The organism is Pseudomonas sp. HD6422 (assembly GCF_025377065.1).
GTDB lineage: Bacteria > Pseudomonadota > Gammaproteobacteria > Pseudomonadales > Pseudomonadaceae > Aquipseudomonas > Aquipseudomonas putida_U.
The window spans coordinates 85,904-101,891 of sequence record NZ_JAHWIW010000007.1; the positions used below are offsets into that span (position 1 = coordinate 85,904).

Annotated in this window: 16 protein-coding genes; 2 read left to right on the forward strand and 14 right to left on the reverse strand. The window is 62.3% G+C overall.

The features are described 5' to 3' along the window. Positions 1-120 precede the first annotated feature (120 nt). Complete coding sequence (gene fdxA, locus KY379_RS06830; RefSeq protein ID WP_133325972.1) at positions 121-444, forward strand: ferredoxin FdxA; 324 nt, start codon at positions 121-123, stop codon at positions 442-444. A 519-nt stretch (positions 445-963) separates the two neighbouring features. Here fdxA and rpoS read toward each other — a convergent pair. The 8 genes from rpoS to KY379_RS06870 form a co-directional block, all read right to left on the reverse strand. Further along, positions 964-1,971, reverse strand: coding sequence for an RNA polymerase sigma factor RpoS (gene rpoS / locus KY379_RS06835; RefSeq protein ID WP_133325974.1), 1,008 nt, complete (start codon positions 1,969-1,971; stop codon positions 964-966). Between the two features lie 108 nt (positions 1,972-2,079). Next, positions 2,080-2,934 (reverse strand): peptidoglycan DD-metalloendopeptidase family protein, encoded by an 855-nt coding sequence (locus tag KY379_RS06840; protein WP_133325976.1) that lies wholly within the window; start codon positions 2,932-2,934, stop codon positions 2,080-2,082. A 189-nt stretch (positions 2,935-3,123) separates the two neighbouring features. Continuing rightward, positions 3,124-3,762 carry a protein-L-isoaspartate(D-aspartate) O-methyltransferase gene (locus KY379_RS06845; protein ID WP_165976041.1) on the reverse strand — a complete coding sequence of 213 codons (639 nt, stop codon included), beginning with the start codon at positions 3,760-3,762 and terminating at the stop codon, positions 3,124-3,126. A 38-nt stretch (positions 3,763-3,800) separates the two neighbouring features. Further along, the gene (gene surE / locus KY379_RS06850) at positions 3,801-4,550 is read right to left on the reverse strand and encodes a 5'/3'-nucleotidase SurE (RefSeq protein ID WP_133325978.1); all 750 of its coding nucleotides are present in this window, start codon (positions 4,548-4,550) and stop codon (positions 3,801-3,803) included. Further along, positions 4,538-5,596 (reverse strand): tRNA pseudouridine(13) synthase TruD, encoded by a 1,059-nt coding sequence (gene truD / locus KY379_RS06855; RefSeq protein ID WP_261239502.1) that lies wholly within the window; start codon positions 5,594-5,596, stop codon positions 4,538-4,540. Before truD ends, surE begins: the two co-directional genes overlap by 13 nt. After that, complete coding sequence (ispF, locus tag KY379_RS06860; protein WP_133325982.1) at positions 5,593-6,066, reverse strand: 2-C-methyl-D-erythritol 2,4-cyclodiphosphate synthase; 474 nt, start codon at positions 6,064-6,066, stop codon at positions 5,593-5,595. Before ispF ends, truD begins: the two co-directional genes overlap by 4 nt. Positions 6,067-6,203: 137 nt before the next feature. Continuing rightward, positions 6,204-7,058 carry an S-formylglutathione hydrolase gene (fghA, locus tag KY379_RS06865; RefSeq protein ID WP_133325984.1) on the reverse strand — a complete coding sequence of 285 codons (855 nt, stop codon included), beginning with the start codon at positions 7,056-7,058 and terminating at the stop codon, positions 6,204-6,206. Between the two features lie 8 nt (positions 7,059-7,066). Next, positions 7,067-8,179, reverse strand: coding sequence for an S-(hydroxymethyl)glutathione dehydrogenase/class III alcohol dehydrogenase (locus KY379_RS06870; protein ID WP_133325986.1), 1,113 nt, complete (start codon positions 8,177-8,179; stop codon positions 7,067-7,069). Between the two features lie 111 nt (positions 8,180-8,290). Between KY379_RS06870 and KY379_RS06875 the strand changes: the two genes are divergently transcribed. Then, positions 8,291-9,184 (forward strand): LysR substrate-binding domain-containing protein, encoded by an 894-nt coding sequence (locus tag KY379_RS06875; protein WP_196172213.1) that lies wholly within the window; start codon positions 8,291-8,293, stop codon positions 9,182-9,184. Positions 9,185-9,310: 126 nt separating this feature from the next. On the opposite strand, the gene ispD is transcribed toward KY379_RS06875, so the two are convergent. From ispD to tilS, 6 genes are all read right to left on the reverse strand, one after another. Then, complete coding sequence (gene ispD / locus KY379_RS06880; protein WP_133325990.1) at positions 9,311-10,018, reverse strand: 2-C-methyl-D-erythritol 4-phosphate cytidylyltransferase; 708 nt, start codon at positions 10,016-10,018, stop codon at positions 9,311-9,313. After that, a complete protein-coding gene (gene ftsB / locus KY379_RS06885; protein WP_012315882.1) occupies positions 10,015-10,296 on the reverse strand; it encodes a cell division protein FtsB in 282 nt (93 codons plus the stop codon). The genes ispD and ftsB overlap by 4 nt, the downstream gene beginning before the upstream one ends. Positions 10,297-10,452: 156 nt before the next feature. Continuing rightward, the gene (eno, locus tag KY379_RS06890; protein WP_133325992.1) at positions 10,453-11,742 is read right to left on the reverse strand and encodes a phosphopyruvate hydratase; all 1,290 of its coding nucleotides are present in this window, start codon (positions 11,740-11,742) and stop codon (positions 10,453-10,455) included. Positions 11,743-11,894: 152 nt separating this feature from the next. Beyond that, positions 11,895-12,740 carry a 3-deoxy-8-phosphooctulonate synthase gene (kdsA, locus tag KY379_RS06895; protein ID WP_133325994.1) on the reverse strand — a complete coding sequence of 282 codons (846 nt, stop codon included), beginning with the start codon at positions 12,738-12,740 and terminating at the stop codon, positions 11,895-11,897. A 3-nt stretch (positions 12,741-12,743) separates the two neighbouring features. After that, positions 12,744-14,372, reverse strand: a complete 1,629-nt coding sequence (locus KY379_RS06900) for a CTP synthase (protein WP_133325996.1) — start codon at positions 14,370-14,372, stop codon at positions 12,744-12,746. 269 nt (positions 14,373-14,641) lie between these two features. Further along, the gene (gene tilS, locus KY379_RS06905) at positions 14,642-15,925 is read right to left on the reverse strand and encodes a tRNA lysidine(34) synthetase TilS (protein WP_261239498.1); all 1,284 of its coding nucleotides are present in this window, start codon (positions 15,923-15,925) and stop codon (positions 14,642-14,644) included. Positions 15,926-15,988 lie beyond the last annotated feature (63 nt).

The following is a 15,988-nucleotide window of genomic DNA, read 5'->3' on the forward strand; positions in this document are numbered from 1 at the left end:
GTAGAATCCGCCGCGGTTTGCTGGTGCTGCAGGCTATTAGCCTGGCCTGCAGCCATTGCCAGTTAGCCGCGCGGCCCTGAGAGGAAGGGCCGCCGCCGTCGCCTGAGGAGAGAACTAGAAATGACCTTCGTCGTCACCGACAACTGCATCAAATGCAAATACACCGACTGCGTGGAAGTCTGTCCGGTGGACTGCTTCTACGAAGGCCCGAACTTCCTGGTCATTCACCCGGACGAGTGCATCGACTGTGCACTGTGCGAGCCTGAATGCCCGGCCCAGGCGATCTTCTCGGAAGACGAGATCCCTGCTGGCATGGAAAACTTCATCGAGCTCAATGCCGAGCTGGCGGAAATCTGGCCGAATATCACCGAGAGAAAAGACGCGCTGCCTGACGCTGAAGAGTGGGATGGCAAGACCGGCAAGATCGCCGATCTGCAGCGCTGATAGCGCAAGCGTATGAAAAAGGCTCGAGAGAGCCTTTTTTCATTTTCGCCAGGCAAAAAAAAGGGGCGGTTTGACCCGCCCACATTTTTTTCCGTAGTCCCTGCTTGTCCTAAACATCGTCCTGATGAAATCGCTTCTTGCGATGTCCTTGGCCTTCATCCGTGAGAGCCTGTGCATGTCCGTGTGCACAGCTCGAATACTAACGAGTTGAATCGGTGCCGCAAACTGCGAAACCTCACAAGACATTACCAGGGACACACTTCCACACATCGAATAAACGCAATACTTTCAAGCACTTAGATTTTCGCGGAATGTGAAAACGGCGATAATTTACTCCTCATCACATAGATGGCTTACACAAAGAGTAAGCAAAGGCTTACATCCAACGCTACAAAGGTAGCGGATGCCATCTTTTAAGCGTCGGCCTCCGGCTTGCTCGGTGCTTGAGCGAGCCCTCCGGGTTTCGATAGCCATGAAAAAGCCCCGCCAAATGACGGGGCTCTTCGACTCCAGCTCGTGTTACTGGAACAGCGATTCGCTGGACAGGCCGTTCTTCTCGAGAATCTCACGCAGGCGCTTGAGCCCCTCTACCTGAATCTGCCGCACGCGTTCGCGAGTCAGGCCGATCTCCAGACCAACATCCTCAAGGGTGCTGCTTTCATGCCCCCGCAGGCCAAAACGACGCACCACCACTTCACGTTGCTTGTCGGTCAGCTCGCCCAGCCACTGATCGATGCTCTGCGACAGGTCATCGTCCTGCAGCAGATCGCAGGGGTCGGTTGGACGATCGTCGGTCAGGGTGTCGAGCAGGGTCTTGTCCGAGTCCGGGCCCAGCGAAACGTCCACCGAAGACACCCGCTCGTTGAGACCCAGCATGCGCTTGACCTCGGCTACCGGCTTTTCCAGCAGCGTGGCGATTTCTTCCGGGGAGGGTTCGTGATCGAGCTTTTGCGTCAGCTCCCGCGCGGCGCGCAGGTAAACGTTGAGCTCCTTGACCACATGAATCGGCAGGCGAATGGTGCGGGTCTGGTTCATGATCGCCCGCTCGATGGTCTGGCGGATCCACCAGGTGGCATAGGTCGAGAAGCGGAAGCCACGCTCGGGGTCGAACTTCTCGACCGCGCGGATCAGACCCAAATTGCCCTCCTCGATCAAATCGAGCAGTGACAGGCCGCGGTTGACGTAGCGGCGGGCGATTTTCACCACCAGGCGCAGGTTGCTCTCGATCATTCGCTTGCGCCCGGCAGGGTCGCCTTTTTGCGAGAGGCGGGCGAAATGCACTTCCTCCTCTGGCGACAGCAGAGGCGAGAAGCCGATCTCGTTGAGATACAGCTGGGTAGCATCGAGTGCCCGGCTGTAATCGATGTACTTGTGCTGCTTGAGCGAAGAGCCTGATTTGGCCCTGGTCCGAACCGAAGGTACAGCAGGTTCGTCTGACACCACATCCGTTTCCAAAACGATGCCCGTCTCCATCAGGAGGACGTCCTCGTCGATGTCAAACTCCGGCGCTTCTTTACTGAGAGCCATTGTTATAGTCCTTTGCTGAGTTCGAACTCAGACTCGAGCGGCGCCTGTCTCCTTGGCATCGCTGGAGCCCGTCCCCTCTACGTCAAAGGAACAGGCCAGGCACAATGGTCAACGACGTGGCAGGAACTGGAGAGGATCGACGGGTTTGCCCTGGCGGCGAATCTCGAAATGCAGCTTCACCCGATCAGTGCCCGTGGACCCCATTTCAGCAATCGACTGCCCTGCCTTGACCTGCTGCCCCTCCCGAACCAAAAGCCTGCGGTTGTGGCCGTAGGCACTGACGTAGGTATCGCTGTGCTTGATGATGATCAGCTCGCCGTAGCCCCTCAAGCCACTCCCGGCGTACACCACCGAACCATCAGACGCAGCAAAAACAGGCTGTCCCAAATCACCGGCGATATCAATGCCTTTATTCAAACTACCGTTTGAAGCGAATTTTCCAATCAGCACACCGTTCGCAGGCCAGGTCCAGCCGCCCACCGCACGCTCCGCGGCGGGTACGGTGGTGACCACCGGCGTGCTGCTCGACGCTGTGGCGGTGGCTGGTTTGCTGGTGGTCGTCGTAGTGGTCCCAGCAGGCCGCCGGGTGACCGTGGTGCGGCTCGATGACGATGGGCTGGACACGACCGTGGTTCGTCCGGATGAACCGCTGCTGAAACGAATCGCTTGGCCCGGACGGATGGTGTATGGCGCCGTGATGCCATTTCGCGCAGCCAGCTCCTTGTAATCCCAGCCATAGCGGAAGGCGATGGAGAACAGCGTATCCCCCGGCTTGACGATGTATTGCCCGGAGGTCACGGTCGGCCGCTTGGGCGCTGCGTTCGAACTGCCGCGGTCGACGACCCGTGCGCCACTGGAGCCGGTGCTCGAACACCCTGCCAACAGGGTCCCCATGGCCAACGCAATCGCCAGAAGCTTGAAACCCGCTCGATCCCTGCGCTGCCGCATGCCTGTGTGACCCACCCGCGCTCCCCTCATGGTGCCAAAAAACGTAAAGACGAAATGAAATGCAATATTGTTGCAATTATAACCAAGCCCATCCGCAAAGGGAGGGTCGTCTGGCCTGGATACCCATGAATACCCTGAAGCCCCCGCCAGATAGACAGGCGGCCGACGCAAGAATTCGCGGCGAGGGCGAAAAAGCCTTGCGACTCAGGCTACTGGGCCGTTGAGCAACGGCACGAAACGCACTGCACCCAGTACCCGTCGTGAGAAGCCGTGCTCCTCGCGCACGATCAACATCAGCTGTTGCACTTCGCCCGCCGGACCGACCGGAATCACCATGCGCCCTCCCGGAGCCAACTGGTCGAGCAACGCCTGGGGTACCTCTGGGGCCACTGCAGTGACGATGATGCCGTTATAGGGCGCCAGGGCAGGCCAACCCTCGCAACCATCGCCCCAACGGAATACCACGTTACGCAAGTTGAGCTCGACCAGACGCTCTTTCGCGCGGTCTTGCAGGACCTTGATCCGCTCCACCGAGAACACCCGTTCCACCAACTGGGCGAGGATCGCGGTCTGGTAGCCGGAGCCGGTACCGATTTCCAGCACCTTGTCCAGCGGACCGGCTTCGAGCAGCAGTTCGCTCATGTGCGCGACCATGAACGGCTGAGAGATGGTCTGGTTATGGCCGATCGGCAGCGCGGTGTCTTCATAGGCCCGGTGCGCCAGGGCCTCGTCGACGAAGAGATGCCGAGGGGTGCGGCGGATGACCTCGAGCACCTTGGGGTTCGAAACGCCCTCCTCGCACAGACGTTGAATCAACCGCTCCCGGGTCCGCTGGGAGGTCATGCCGATGCCGCGCCGCAGCAGATCGTCCTGTTCGCGCATCAGAGCACGCCCTCCAGCCAACCATCGAGTTGTTCGAAAGCATCGTTGAAGGTGCGGTCCAATTGCAGCGGGGTAATCGAGACGTAGCCCTGCATCACCGCGTGGAAGTCAGTGCCCGGCCCTCCGTCCTCGGCATCGCCGGCCACAGCGATCCAGTAGCCTTCCTTGCCTCGCGGGTTGACCACCTTGGTCGGCGCCGCAGCACGGGCGCGGTGGCCCAGACGGGTGAGCTGGATGCCGCGGATGTGCTCGAGCGGCAGGTTGGGAATGTTGACGTTGAGCACGGTGCGCGCCGGCAATTGCAGGCGCGCTTGCGCTTCGACCAGACGGCGGGCGATATAAGCCGCCGTCGGCAGGTTGTCCGGCTGACGCGAGAGCAACGAGAAGGCCAGCGAGGTACCGCCCAGGAAGCGGCCTTCCAGGGCGGCGGCGACGGTGCCGGAATACAGCACGTCATCGCCCAGGTTAGCCCCCAGGTTGATGCCCGACACGACCATGTCCGGCGTCTCGGCCAACAGACCGTTCAGCCCCAGGTGCACGCAATCGGTCGGCGTGCCGTTGAGGCTGATGAAACCGTTGGCCAAGGCCTGCGGGTGCAGTGGCCGATCCAGGGTCAGCGAACTGCTGGCGCCGCTCTTGTCTTGATCCGGGGCAATTACCGAACACTCGGCATAATCCGCCAGCGCAGCGTGAAGCGCGGCGAGGCCAGGTGCGGTAACACCGTCGTCATTCGAAATCAGAATACGCATGGGCTGTCCGTCTGCCCTGCCGGCACCAGATCGACGAGTTCGCGCACCACGACGGTGGCGAAGCATCCGGCCGGAAGGACGAATTCCAGTTGCAGGATATCAGGCTCTGGATAATGCCACGTCAAGCCGCCAATAGGGAGCCGCAGGATGCGTCGTTCGTGAACCATTCCCGCTTGCGCCAGCCACTGACACAACTGCGGGTGCCGATCGCCAACCGCCGATTCCAGCGCCCCGGGGGCGCCGCAGGTCGCTACTGAGCCTTCGCCCCAAAGCGGACCCGTCGGGTGCAGGTCGAGAATCGCCAGGCGCGGATCGCTGCATTCCTGCTCGCCTGCAGGAAAGAAACTACGACTGGTGGTGAACGCCAACAAGTCGCCGACCTGGGCTATCTGCCAGCTACCGTCGGCCACACGCGCCGCCAGCACCTGGTTGAACAGATAGCTGCGCGCCGCCGAAAGCAGCCGCGAACGTACATTGCGTTGTTCTGGCAGCGCCTTGCGGCTTGCCCAATCGAGGGCATCATGGACGTTGCCGCCGGCATGGCCGAAGCGCTGGCTACCAAAATAGTTCGGCACGCCTTGCGCCTTGAGGCTTTCCAAGCGGGCATCCAGCGCTGCATGATCCGCTGTCAAGCCGGTCAAACGCAGCGTGAAGCCGTTGGCCGAATGGGCGCCACGTTGCAGCTTGCGCAGGTGGCGAACCTGCTTGAGCACACGCAGGCTGGCATCCTCGGCACGGGACAGGTCGGGGTCGGCCTTGCCAGGCAGGTGCAAGCTGAACCACTGGCGGGTCAGCGCCTGACGATCCTTGAGCCCGGCGTAGCTGATCGCTCGCACCGGTACGCCAGCGGCTCGTGCCAGCCGGCGCGCCGCTTCCTCGGTATTGAGGTCTCGCTTCTCGACCCACAGCCACAGATGCTCGCCCTGGCCGGAGAGCGGGATGTCGAGCACTTCGTCGACCTGGAAGTCCTCGGCCACCGCCTTGAGTACCGCGGTCCCCAGCGACCCGCCCGACGCACGCGGGCCCAGCAGTTCCAGTTCGGTCATGCGGGCAGCAGCAGGGCGACCGCATGCACGGCGATGCCCTCCTCGCGACCGGTGAAGCCAAGCTTCTCGGTGGTGGTGGCCTTGACGTTGACCTGGTCGAGTTCGACCTGCAGGTCTTCGGCGATGGCTCGGCGCATGGTGTCGATGTGCGGGGCCATTTTCGGCGCCTGGGCGACGATGGTGGCATCGACGTTGCCGACCTTCCAGCCCTTGGCCGCGACGATACCTACCACGTGACGCAGCAGCACGCGGCTGTCGGCACCCTTGAACTGCGGGTCGGTGTCGGGGAAATGCTTGCCGATATCGCCCAACGCAGCGGCGCCGAGCAAGGCATCACTCAGGGCATGCAACAGCACGTCACCGTCGGAATGGGCCAGCAGGCCGTATTTGTGGGGGATACGCACCCCACCCAGGGTAATGAAATCACCGTCGCAGAAACGGTGCACATCGTAGCCGTGGCCAATACGCATAGAAAAACGCCCTGATTGAGTCAGGGCGTGATTCTACCTGCATTTGGAGCTGCAAGCTGCAAGCTGCAAGCCTTAAGAAAAATCGGGGCGATGTGCAACCTGCTCTTTCTTGCAGCTTGAAGCTTGCCGCTCTGAACTTACACCCGCCCCAGGGCCTCCGCATGGTGGCGCAGGTGCTCATCGATGAAGCTGGCGATGAAGTAGTAGCTGTGGTCATAGCCTGGCTGCATGCGCAGGGTCAGTTCATGACCGCCCTTGCGTGCAGCCTGCTCCAGCGCTTGCGGCTTGAGCTGCTTGTCGAGGAAGTCATCGCGGTCGCCCTGGTCGACCAGCAGCGGCGGGCACTGGCCTGCCGGCGCCTCGGCCAACAACACGCTGGCGTCCCATTCGCGCCAGCGTGCGCGGTCTTCACCCAGGTAACGGCTGAACGCCTTCTCCCCCCACGGGCAGTCCATCGGGTTGCTGATCGGCGAGAACGCCGATACCGAACGGTAGCGCCCTGGGTTGCGCAAGGCGCACACCAACGCGCCGTGGCCACCCATGGAATGGCCGCTGATGCTGCGCTGGTCGGAGGCCGGGAAATGCGCCTCGATCAGTGCCGGCAGCTCCTGCACCACGTAGTCGTGCATACGATAGTGCTGCGCCCAGGGTTGCTGGGTTGCGTTGAGATAGAAGCCCGCGCCGAGGCCGAAGTCATAGGCGCCATCGGGGTCGCCAGGCACCTGGTCGCCGCGCGGGCTGGTGTCTGGCGCCACGATGATCAAACCCAGCTCGGCAGCCAGGCGCTGGGCGCCGGCCTTCTGCATGAAGTTCTCGTCGGTGCAGGTAAGGCCGCTGAGCCAGTACAGCACAGGCAGCTTCTCGCCTTGTTCGGCCTGCGGAGGCAGATAGACGGCGAACACCATGTCGCAGCCCAGCACCTTGGAGTGATGCCGGTAACGCTTGTGCCAGCCGCCGAAGCTCTTCTGGCAAGAGATGTTATCCAGGCTCATGACAGACCTCAGAAGTGGATCACGCTACGGATGCTCTTGCCTTCGTGCATCAGGTCGAAGGCTTTGTTGATGTCCTCCAGGCCCATGGTGTGGGTGATGAAGGTATCCAGCGGGATCTCGCCCTTCTCGGACATTTCCACATAGCTCGGCAGCTCGCTGCGGCCACGCACGCCGCCGAACGCCGAACCGCGCCAGACGCGACCGGTCACCAGCTGGAACGGACGGGTGGAGATTTCCTGGCCGGCCCCGGCCACGCCGATGATCACCGATTCGCCCCAACCCTTGTGGCAGCATTCCAGGGCCGCACGCATCAGCTGTACGTTGCCGATGCACTCGAACGAGAAGTCCACCCCGCCGTCGGTGAGGTCGACGATGACTTCCTGGATCGGACGATCGTATTCCTTGGGATTGATGCAATCGGTAGCGCCCAACTGGCGGGCGATTTCGAACTTGGCCGGGTTGATGTCGATGGCGATGATGCGCGAGGCCTTGGCCTTGACCGCACCGATAATCGCCGACAGACCGATGCCGCCCAGGCCGAAGACGGCCACGGTATCACCAGGCTTGACCTTGGCGGTGTTGAGCACCGCGCCGATGCCGGTGGTGACACCGCAACCGAGCAGACAGACTTTCTCCAGAGGGGCTTCCTTCTGAATCTTGGCCACGGAGATTTCCGGCAGCACCGTGTACTCGGAGAAGGTCGAGGTGCCCATGTAGTGGAACAGTTGCTGGCCTTTATAGGAGAACCGGGTGGTGCCATCGGGCATCAGGCCCTTGCCCTGGGTCGCGCGGATCGCCTGGCACAGGTTGGTCTTGCCCGAGAGGCAGAACTTGCACTTGCCGCATTCGGGGGTGTACAGCGGAATGACATGGTCGCCGACAGCCACCGAGGTCACGCCCTCGCCCACTGCTTCGACGATCGCACCGCCTTCGTGACCCAGGATCGACGGGAAGATGCCTTCCGGATCGGCACCCGACAGGGTGTACGCATCGGTGTGGCAGACACCGCTGGCGACCACGCGCAGCAGCACCTCGCCGGCCTTGGGCATGGCCACGTCGACTTCGACGATTTCCAGGGGTTTCTTGGCCTCGAAGGCAACGGCAGCACGGGACTTGATCATCGGCGGTCTCCATTCAGATAGATGAAATCGAACCACCAGTGTAATTCAGCATCATTTGAGGAATAATCGGGGCCAAGACAAAACATTATTGCCGCACAGGGATAATCCATGATCAGTCGCTGGGAGGGTATCGACGAATTCGTCGCGGTGGCCGAGGCGGGTCAGTTCACCGCTGCCGCCGAGCGTCTCGGCGTGTCGTCTTCGCACATGAGCCGGCAGATCGCCCGGCTCGAAGAGCGTTTGCAGACCCGCCTGCTATACCGTAGTACCCGACGCGTGACCCTGAGCGAGGCTGGGCAGACCTTCTTGCAGCATTGCCAGCGCCTGCAGGATGGTCGAGATGAGGCCCTGCGCGCCATCGGCGACCTGGCCAGCGAACCCAAGGGCCTGCTGCGCATGACCTGCGCGGTGGCTTACGGTGAGCGCTTCATCGTCCCGCTGGTGACACGCTTCATGGCGTCGTACCCACAGCTGCGGGTCGACGTGGAACTGAGCAACCGCACGCTCGATCTGGTTCACGAAGGCATGGACCTGGCCATTCGCCTGGGCCGTTTGCAGGATTCTCGGTTGGTGGCCACCCGCCTGGCGCCACGGCGCATGTATCTGTGCGCCTCCCCCGACTACCTCGAGCGCTACGGCCGGCCCCACAGTCTGTCGGAGCTGGCACGGCACAACTGCCTGGTGGGCAGCACGGACTTGTGGGCGTTGCAGCAAGATGGCCGGGAAATCAGCCAACGGATTCAGGGCAACTGGCGCTGCAACAGCGGCCAGGCGGTGCTGGATGCGGCGCTGCAGGGAATGGGCTTGTGCCAGTTGCCGGACTACTACGTGCTTGAGCATTTGCACAGTGGGGCATTGGTATCGTTGCTCGAAGCCCATCAGCCGCCCAATACCGCGGTTTGGGCGCTGTATCCGCAGCAGCGGCACCTGTCGCCGAAGGTCAGGCGCCTGGTGGATCATCTGAAGCAGGGGTTGGCGGGGCTGCCGGAGTATCGGCTCAGCTGATGTGCTGGCGCTATCGGCCTCTTCGCAGGTAAACCCGCTCCCACAGGACCAGCACAAACCTTGAATCCCGTAGTACACCTGTGGGAGCGAGCTTGCCCGCGAAGGGGCCACTGGGGAACACGACGATCAGCTACGCGCTGACCAACGCTGGCGCAACCACTCCAGGTCTTCCGGACGCGTGACCTTGATGTTGTCGCTGCGCCCTTCGACCAGCCGCGGAGCCAGTCCAGTCCACTCGATGGCGGACGCTTCGTCGGTGACCACCACATCGGCTACCAGGCACTCGGCCAGCGCACGGTGCAAGGTCCCCAGGCGGAACATCTGCGGCGTATAGGCCTGCCAGATGGTGCTGCGGTCCACCGTCGCACTGACCCGTCCATTGCCGTCGGCCCGCTTGAGCGTGTCGCGAGCCGGCACTGCCAGTAGTCCACCCACGGGGTCATCAGCCAGTTCTGATAACAAGCGGTCCAGATCACTGCGCGCGAGGTTCGGCCGCGCCGCGTCGTGCACCAGCACCCAGTCGCTGTCCGCAGCGCCCTGTTCATGCAATACCAGCAAGGCATTGAGCACCGAATCGGCACGCTCTCGCCCGCCAGGAGCTCGCTGGATACGTGGATCGCTGGCAGAGCGCAGACCCGGCCAGTAAGGATCATCGGCGGCAAGGCTGACCACCACGCCCCTGAGCGACGGATGGTCGAGAAAACAGTCGAGGCTATGCTCGATCAAGGTCTGCCCGCCCAGTTGCAGGTACTGCTTGGGACGGTCGGCAGCCATGCGGGCACCCACGCCCGCAGCAGGAATCACGGCCCAGAAGGCCGGTAGCGTTTCACTCATTTTTGCGGCAGCTGGAAGAGGGTTTCGCCCTCTTTGACCATTCCCAATTCATGGCGAGCCCGTTCTTCGACGGTCTCCATGCCTTTCTTCAATTCCAACACCTCGGCGTAGAGCACGCGGTTACGCTCCAGCAGCCGCTCGTTCTCGGCATGCTGTTCGTCGATCTGCTGCTTGAGCTCGGCCACTTGCGCCAGGCTGCCGTTACCGACCCAGAGGCGGTATTGCAGACCACCGAGCAGCAGGAGCAGGACAAGAAACAACCAATAGGGACTGCGCATCAAGGTATCCAGGTTAAAGACCGCCGCACACGGACGTCATATAGCACGAAGCCTGGCCGAGGCCAGGCTTCGTTGACAGAAACCCGCATGAAGCGTCGGAAATCTCAGTATGAAATGTCCGACAGCCTCGGCAGCTGTCTTTTTACCATCTCTTGCTTAGCCGCGAAACTCGGCGCGACCACGGTACACCGCCTTGGCACCCAGTTGCTCTTCGATGCGCAGCAGCTGGTTGTACTTGGAAACGCGGTCAGAACGGCACAGCGAACCGGTCTTGATCTGGCCGGCAGCGGTACCAACGGCCAGGTCGGCGATGGTCGAATCTTCGGTTTCGCCGGAACGGTGCGAGATGACTGCAGTGTAGCCTGCGGCCTTGGCCATCTGGATGGCTTCCAGGGTTTCGGTCAGCGAGCCGATCTGGTTGAACTTGATCAGGATCGAGTTACCGATGCCCTTCTCGATGCCTTCCTTGAGGATCTTGGTGTTGGTCACGAACAGGTCGTCGCCGACCAGTTGCACCTTGGCACCGATCTTGTCGGTCAGAATCTTCCAGCCAGCCCAGTCGGACTCGTCCAGACCGTCTTCGATGGAGATGATCGGGAAGCGCTCGGTCAGGCCTTTCAGGTAATCGGCGAAGCCTTCGGCATCGAACGACTTGCCTTCACCGGACAGGTTGTACTTACCGTCTTCGTAGAATTCCGAAGCCGCGCAGTCCAGCGCCAGGGTCACATCGGTGCCCAGCTTGTAGCCGGCTTTTTCCACGGCTTCGGCGATGGCGCCCAGGGCGTCTTCGTTGGAAGCCAGGTTCGGTGCGAAACCACCCTCGTCACCCACCGCGGTATTCAGGCCGCGAGCCTTCAGTACAGCCTTGAGGTGATGGAAGATCTCGGTGCCCATGCGCAGGCCGTCGGAGAAGGTCTTGGCGCCGACCGGCTGAACCATGAACTCCTGGATGTCGACGTTGTTGTCGGCGTGCTCGCCGCCGTTGATGATGTTCATCATCGGAACCGGCATCGAGTATTGGCCCGGAGTGCCGTTGAGATTGGCGATGTGCGCGTACAGCGGCAGGTCCTGGTCCTGGGCGGCGGCCTTGGCAGCAGCCAGCGACACGGCCAGGATGGCGTTGGCGCCCAGCTTGGCCTTGTTCTCGGTACCGTCCAGTTCGATCATGGCGCGGTCCAGGGCCTTCTGGTCGGAAGGATCCTTGCCCAGCAGCAGGTCACGGATTGGACCGTTGATGTTGCCGACGGCTTTCAGCACGCCCTTGCCCAGGTAACGGCTCTTGTCGCCATCACGCAGCTCCAGCGCTTCGCGCGAGCCGGTGGAAGCACCGGACGGCGCGCAGGCGCTACCGATGATGCCGTTGTCGAGCAGTACATCGGCTTCCACGGTGGGGTTGCCACGCGAATCGAGAACTTCACGACCTTTGATGTCGACGATCTTTGCCATTGTTGTAAGCACTCCAGAATTGACGAAAACAACGCAGCTTGGGAAATCCTTGCTTCACCAGGCGGTAGCACGCGGCAGGCAGGCCTGATGAACAGGCCCCCTGACCGGCAGGTCAGGGGGAAACGGGCGGTACTTTACCCGAGAATTGAGGTTTACGCGGTTTCTACCGTCGGAAAACTCTTGACCAGGTCGTCCAGTTGCTTGAGCTGGGCCAGGAATGGCTCCAGTTTATCCAGGCGCAGCGCGCATGGACCGTCGCACTTGGCGTTGTCCGGGTCGGGGTGCGCTTCGAGGAACAGACCGGCCAGGCCCTGGCTCATGCCAGCCTTGGCCAGGTCGGTGACCTGGGCACGGCGGCCACCGGCGGAGTCGGCGCGGCCACCCGGCGTTTGCAGGGAATGGGTCACGTCGAAGAACACCGGATACTCGAACTGCTTCATGATGCCGAAGCCGAGCATGTCCACCACCAGGTTGTTGTAACCGAAGCTGGAACCACGCTCGCACAGGATCAGTTGATCGTTACCGGCCTCCACGCACTTGGCCAGGATGTGTTTCATCTCCTGGGGGGCGAGGAACTGGGCTTTCTTGATGTTGATCACCGCGCCGGTCTTGGCCATGGCCACCACCAGGTCGGTCTGGCGCGACAGGAAGGCCGGCAACTGGATGATGTCGCACACCTTGGCCACCGGTTCGCACTGGTAAGGCTCGTGGACGTCGGTGATCACCGGCACGTTGAAGGTCCGCTTGATCTCCTCGAAGATCTTCAGGCCTTCTTCCATGCCAGGGCCACGGTACGAGGTGACCGACGAACGGTTGGCCTTGTCGAAGCTGGCCTTGAACACGTAGGGGATACCGAGCTTCTCGGTGACGCGCACGTACTCTTCGCAGACTTTGAGGGCCAGGTCGCGGGACTCCAGCACGTTCATGCCGCCGAACAGCACGAATGGCTTGTCGTTGGCGATCTCGATGTTACCGACGCGAATGATCTTCTGGGTCATGGATCAGGCCTTGTTCTTCTGTGCCAGAGCTGCCTTGACGAAGCCGCTGAACAGCGGGTGGCCGTCACGCGGGGTCGAGGTGAACTCAGGGTGGAACTGGCAGGCGACGAACCATGGGTGATCCTTGGACTCGACCACTTCGACCAGCGCGCCATCCTCGGAGCGACCGGATACCACCAGGCCAGCCTCAACCAACTGCGGCAGCAGGTTGTTGTTGACCTCGTAACGGTGGCGGTGACGCTCGGTGATGATGTCCTTGCCGTAGCATTCGTGCACCTTGGAACCGGCCGCCAGCTGGCAGTCCTGTGCGCCCAGGCGCATGGTGCCGCCCAGGTCGGACGCTTCGGTACGGGTCTCGACGGCACCGGTGGCATCGGCCCACTCGGTGATCAGACCGACCACCGGATGGCCGCTGTTGCGGTCGAACTCGGTGGAGTTGGCGTCTTTCCAGCCCATCACGTTACGGGCGAACTCGATCACGGCCACCTGCATGCCCAGGCAGATACCCAGGTAAGGCACCTTGTTCTCACGGGCGTACTGCACCGCGGTGATCTTGCCCTCGACGCCGCGCAGGCCGAAACCGCCCGGGACGAGGATCGCATCGGCACCTTCGAGCAGGCTGGTGCCCTGGTTCTCGATGTCTTCGGAGTCGATGTAGCGCAGGTTGACTTTGGTGCGGTTGGTGATGCCGGCGTGGCTCATCGCTTCGATCAGCGACTTGTACGCATCCAGCAGCTCCATGTACTTACCGACCATGGCGATGGTGACTTCTTGCTCGGGATTGAGCTTGGCATCGACGACCTTGTCCCACTCGGACAGGTCGGCGCTGTTGCACTGCAGGCCGAAGCGCTCGACGACGAAGTCATCCAGGCCCTGAGCGTGCAGCACGCCAGGAATCTTGTAGATGGTATCGACGTCTTCCAGGGAGATCACCGCACGCTCTTCGACGTTGGTGAACAGCGCGATCTTGCGACGCGAGGAAGCATCGACCGGGTGGTCGGAACGGCAGATCAGCACGTCAGGCTGCAGGCCGATGGAGCGCAGCTCCTTGACCGAGTGCTGGGTCGGCTTGGTCTTGGTCTCGCCAGCGGTGGCGATGTACGGGACCAGGGTCAGGTGCATCAGCATGGCACGCTTGGAGCCCACTTCGACACGCAGCTGGCGGATCGCCTCGAGGAACGGCTGCGACTCGATGTCACCCACGGTACCGCCGATCTCGACCAGGGCCACGTCGGCATCGCCGGCGCCCTTGATGATGCGGCGTTTGATTTCGTCGGTGATGTGCGGGATGACCTGGATGGTCGCGCCCAGGTAATCACCACGGCGCTCCTTGCGCAGCACGTGCTCGTAGATACGGCCGGTGGTGAAGTTGTTGTTCTGGGTCATGGTGGTGCGGATGAACCGCTCATAGTGGCCCAGGTCGAGGTCGGTCTCGGCGCCGTCGTGGGTGACGAACACCTCACCGTGCTGGAACGGGCTCATGGTGCCCGGGTCGACGTTGATGTACGGATCCAGCTTGAGCATGGTGACCTTGAGCCCCCGCGCTTCCAGGATGGCCGCCAGGGAAGCCGAGGCAATGCCTTTCCCCAATGAAGAAACAACACCGCCCGTGACGAATATGTAGCGCGTCATGAAAAACCCTAGAAGTCTGCGTTAAGGCGGCCAGCGCCGCCGGAGAAAGCGAAGGAAGGCCGAAGCCCCCGATCACCTGCGTCAATCACAGTGCATCTCGAAAAACTGCCGCGTCTGTACAGACCAGGGGCATCCCCGGCATGGAGCTCGCTCGTCATTTTAAGATTCAGCCCAGCAAAAAACTGCTTGGTAATCGGCAACTCCTGTGTTTTCGCGGAACCCACAGAAGCTGTATCAAGAAGGGAGGGTAGTCTACCCGAATGTACCCTTCAGCTCAAACCTTGCGCGTTCGTCGGCAACTGCCATTCCAGTTGGCAATCGGCCTGCGCCAGGCCCGGCAGGTTGGCGACTGCCAGCAGACGACCGCCCTGGTACAGCAATGGCAGGCGCGGACGCAGAAAATGCGGCACCTGCAACTCGTTGAGCAGGCGCTTGAGGTCGCGCCGGCCGCGCCCAGGCAGATCGAGCACCTCGCCACCCTGGCGGTAGGCGATATACAGGTCGGCCACAGGCTGGGCCGCGTGAAGGCGCACGCTGCCGTTACCGGGCAGGCTCAGCGCGATGCTTGGGTCTGACCAGCCATGACGGCCTTCGACAGGGCGTAACCAATCGCCACTCAACCACCAGACCCGGCCATGGCTACGCATCAGTTGGCCATCGGCCAGGCACCACACGGGGCATGCATCGGCAGCGGCATCACGCAGGTCGCCCCAGCCCGCCCAATGGCGCGCATCAGGTAACCGGGTGCGGCGACGCAGCCAGTATTGCAGAGCGTTACGCTGGCGCGCCGGGGACAGTTCAGCGAGTGTGGCCAGGTCGAGCGAGTCCAGGCCCAGCCACAGTGTCGGAGCTCCCACCTTGGCCACGGCCAGATCGCCTTCGGCCAGTTCGTCGAGCAGGCCAAGCGCCTCGTCCAGGTGTTCAGCTGTACGCGCCATGCTCTGTGCCGCCTGTGGCCAGCGCTGCCGCATCACCGGCAGCACCTCACCGCGCAGGTAATTGCGGGCGAAGCGTGTGTCGCTGTTGGAGGGGTCGTCGATCCAGTTCAGGCCGCGGGCCTGGGCATGATCCTGCAACTGTTCCCGACTCATCGAGAGCAACGGCCTGACCAGGCTGCCCTGCCCCAGCGGGCGCTGCAACGGCATACCGGCCAGGCCGCGCAGGCCAGCGCCGCGCAGCAGGCGAAAGAGCAAGGTCTCGGCCTGGTCGTCGCGGTGCTGGGCGGTGAAAACGACGTCACCGGGTTTCATGACCTGCTCGAACGCGGCGTAGCGCGCCTCGCGGGCAGCCTGTTCGAGACTGGCAGCGGAAGCTACCCGGACGTGGATGACCTGGAGCGGAATGCCAAGTGCGTCGCAGACCGACTGGCAGTGCGCGGGCCATGCGTCAGCGGCGGGTTGCAGGCCGTGATGAATGTGAAGGGCACGCAGCGGCGGGGTGGCCTGGTTGCGGGCGTGGTCGGCCAGCAGGTGCAATAGGACGGTGGAGTCGAGGCCGCCGGAGAAAGCGATGTACCAGGTGGGGGCGTTGAGCCAGGGGGTGAGATCAATCATCAGGACCTCGAACGATTCGATAGCGCATTCGCGGACAAGCCCGCTCTCACAAAATCTGCGCTG